1 protein-coding gene is annotated in these 833 nt (G+C 80.9%); it reads right to left on the minus strand.

Annotation, left to right across the window (positions count from 1 at the left end; all coding sequences use genetic code 11):
• On the minus strand, window positions 1-833 hold an 833-nt coding region (locus tag B7P34_RS36045; RefSeq protein WP_223268620.1), incomplete at both ends, for a hypothetical protein.

Consider the following 833-nt stretch of genomic DNA (forward strand, 5'->3'; position numbering starts at 1 on the left):
CGCGGGGGCGGCACGGGCCTGCCGTCGGGGCCGGTGACGGCGACCGACACCTCGGTGACCAGGCGCCCGGACGCCGTACCCGTGCTGCCGACGGGCCGCGGGGCGGGGCCGGGCCCCCGGTAGGGGCGTTCGCTGACGCCTCCGGTCTCCTTCGAGGAGACGGCCGCGGCCTCCGGGCGCGACTCCCCGGTCTCCGGCGCGCCGTGCCACGCGGCCCACAGGGCGAGCACCGGCGCGGCGACGACGGTGACGACGACGGTCGTGGTGACGGCCCGGCTGCGCAGGCGGCCGCGCCGCGCCGTGCGGTCCTTGGGGTCTACGGGATAGCCGCGCCGGTCGAAGCGCGGCACGGCGGGCGCGTGGGCCCCGCGCTGCCGGCCGCCCGCGCCCGCCGCCGTCAGCATCGCGGCGTACGCGTCGGCTCTGGGGGCTTCGAGGACGGGCAGCGGGGCGGAGGAGGCGGCCGTGCCGGGCCAGGGCTCGCCGGCGGTGGCCCGCTCGGCGGTGCGGCGGCAGTCGGCGCAGTCGTCGACGTGCCGGACGAGCTCGCGCCGCAGGGCCGCGCCGAGCAGCACCCGGGTGTCGCCCGCGAAGCGGGCGACGACGGGGCAGCGGCCCGCCTCGACGACGGCCAGGGCCGTGCGCGTGCGCTCGACTTCGCAGGCGGCGGAGGACAGCAGGGCCCGGGCGGCGTCGGTCTCCAGGCCGAGGACGGCGGCGACTTCGGAGGCGGTGAGGCCGTGCCGGACGGCCAGTTCGAGCGCTTCGCGCTGCTCGGCGGTGGTCCCGGCGGCCTCGGGCCAGGCGAGCAGGGCGAGCTCGGCCCGCCGGCG

It is taken from the genome of Streptosporangium nondiastaticum, assembly GCF_003011965.1.
Classification (GTDB): domain Bacteria; phylum Actinomycetota; class Actinomycetes; order Streptomycetales; family Streptomycetaceae; genus Streptomyces; species Streptomyces nondiastaticus.